Origin of the sequence: Crenothrix polyspora (assembly GCF_900163755.1) — a bacterium.
In the GTDB taxonomy this organism is placed as follows: domain Bacteria; phylum Pseudomonadota; class Gammaproteobacteria; order Methylococcales; family Methylomonadaceae; genus Crenothrix; species Crenothrix polyspora.
Genome location: NZ_FUKI01000107.1, coordinates 5,027 through 7,137, shown reverse-complemented (window position 1 = coordinate 7,137; position 2,111 = coordinate 5,027). Strand labels below are relative to the sequence as shown.

At 42.3% G+C, this 2,111-nt stretch carries 3 protein-coding genes; all 3 read left to right on the top strand.

Annotated elements, in window-relative coordinates; genetic code table 11:
* The first annotated feature begins 80 nt into the window (after positions 1-80).
* The 3 genes from CRENPOLYSF2_RS08345 to lpxH all read left to right on the top strand — a co-directional run bounded on the left by CRENPOLYSF2_RS08345 (position 81) and on the right by lpxH (position 2,003).
* Positions 81-662 carry a peptidylprolyl isomerase gene (locus CRENPOLYSF2_RS08345; protein WP_087143498.1) on the top strand — a complete coding sequence of 194 codons (582 nt, stop codon included), beginning with the start codon at positions 81-83 and terminating at the stop codon, positions 660-662.
* Between the two features lie 82 nt (positions 663-744).
* Positions 745-1,260, top strand: coding sequence for a hypothetical protein (locus CRENPOLYSF2_RS08340; RefSeq protein ID WP_087143497.1), 516 nt, complete (start codon positions 745-747; stop codon positions 1,258-1,260).
* Complete coding sequence (lpxH, locus tag CRENPOLYSF2_RS08335; protein ID WP_087143496.1) at positions 1,260-2,003, top strand: UDP-2,3-diacylglucosamine diphosphatase; 744 nt, start codon at positions 1,260-1,262, stop codon at positions 2,001-2,003. Before CRENPOLYSF2_RS08340 ends, lpxH begins: the two co-directional genes overlap by 1 nt.
* Positions 2,004-2,111: the final 108 nt, after the last annotated feature.

Genomic DNA, 2,111 nt, shown 5'->3' with positions numbered 1-2,111 from the left:
GCAATGTAACAAGCAGACGCTTCCATTTCAATACAAAAACACATAAAATTCACGTTTTGAATCGCTTACAAGGATAACTTATGCGTATTCTTATGCTGTCCATGCTGCTCGCTTTAACCCCAACACTTTCTTTCGCAACGGAAAATAAAATGTCAGAACCCCAAACCAAAGTTAAATTAACTACCAATCTTGGTGCAATCACTATTGCGCTCAATACAGAAAAAGCGCCGATCTCTTCCGCCAATTTTCTGACTTATGTCAATGAAGGCTTTTATAATGGCACGATTTTTCATCGCATCATAAAAGATTTTATGGCACAAGGCGGTGGATTTGATACCAAGTTTAATCAAAAAGCCGTACACGGTTCTATTAAAAACGAAGCCGATAATGGCTTGAAAAATACCCGTGGCACCTTGGCAATGGCACGTACTAATGATCCTAATTCCGCTACCGCGCAATTTTTTATTAATTACAAAGATAACGGCTTTTTAAATCATACCAGCCCGACATCAAGTGGTTGGGGTTACGCGGTGTTTGCTGAAGTGGTTGAAGGCATGGATATTGTTGATAGCATGGCAAACAAGCCTACGGGTAATCGTGGTGGTCATCAGGATGTGCCTAAAACGGATATCGTGATTGAGAAGGCTGAAGTTGTAAAGTAATATGCGATAAAAATACAGATCACGATTACTTTTGGTGATAGTGGTCTGTATTTTTTTCTAACGCTTAAGTTTTTGGAGATTTATGGCACGAATTTTTGATGGGCGGCTGCATGTTCATTATGGCCAGGCGTACGTTGGTACGGATGGGCAAACCTTAGTAGATTCTTTTGAAGGTTATTTTCGCGGTCAATCTAATGGACTTTGTGGTGCCGCATCACGAGATTCACTGTGTATTTTAACGGGCTTGCATACAGGTGATGTTGGTATGACTGTCGATGTATTAGATGCCACCCCACAACTTGATGATGCTTGGGAAGATATTGTAGAAGTTTCTTTTATACCGAACACAAGCGAAGCGCGTTTGGTTGATTGGGATGGTACATTAGTTTGCAATATTCCGTTGCTGCTACCAAGTTATCGTGTATGTTATTGCGCACGTAATATGGATTACGGAAAGGAAATAGATACCATCGTAGAAGAAGATCCTGCTGACTTTTACGCTCTTATTTTTTGGCCCGCTCCTTTAGCACCAGATGCAATCATAAAGCAGACTTCAGAAATAGCTACTTATTGGCATAATTGGGCACAAGCGTTGTGATGCCTATTATTGTCCCTGCATCTAAAGACACGTTATTCATCTCCGACCTGCACCTGAGCCTAGAAAAACCACACATCACCCGCCGGTTTCTGGACTTTCTAAAAAACCGCGCTATCCATGCCGAAGCACTTTATATACTTGGCGACTTATTCGACACTTGGGTAGGCGACGATGACTTTATGCCACCCACTAACAAAATCCGCACACAGCTTAAACAACTCACCAATTCCGGTGTGAAAGTGTATTTGCAACAAGGCAACCGTGATTTTCTGCTAGGTCAGCGTTTTTGCCTAGCCACTGGCGTAAGCTTGCTAGGTGATTATAGCGTCATCGATTTATACGGCACACCGACTTTACTGATGCACGGTGATTTACTGTGTACTGACGATTTGCCCTACCAAGCCTTCCGCATTAAATCGCACACCAGCGAATGGCAATACAGCGTACTGTCCAAGCCGTTGTTACTGCGTTTACTGGTAGCGCGTTGGTATCGGCTACGCAGTTATTTTCATAAACGCGGGAAAGCGCAAGACATCATGGACGTTAACCAAAATAGCGTTATCGATACGTTGCGCAGCCACAACTGTTTACGCTTGATACACGGCCATACACATCGGCCTAATGTGCATACTTTTATAATAGACGGCAAAACCGCACAACGCTTTGTGCTTTCTGAATGGTACAGCGATAAAACCGAGGTTTTATGCTGGACGCAGAATGGCTACAATATCGAAGTAATGTAAGCTATTTATGTACAAAAATGAACGCCCTGCACTAAAGTAACGCAGTTAAACACTATTAACAGTTGACTTTTAGCGTAAAAAACTTAATCTACGCACTTGGAGTGAAAA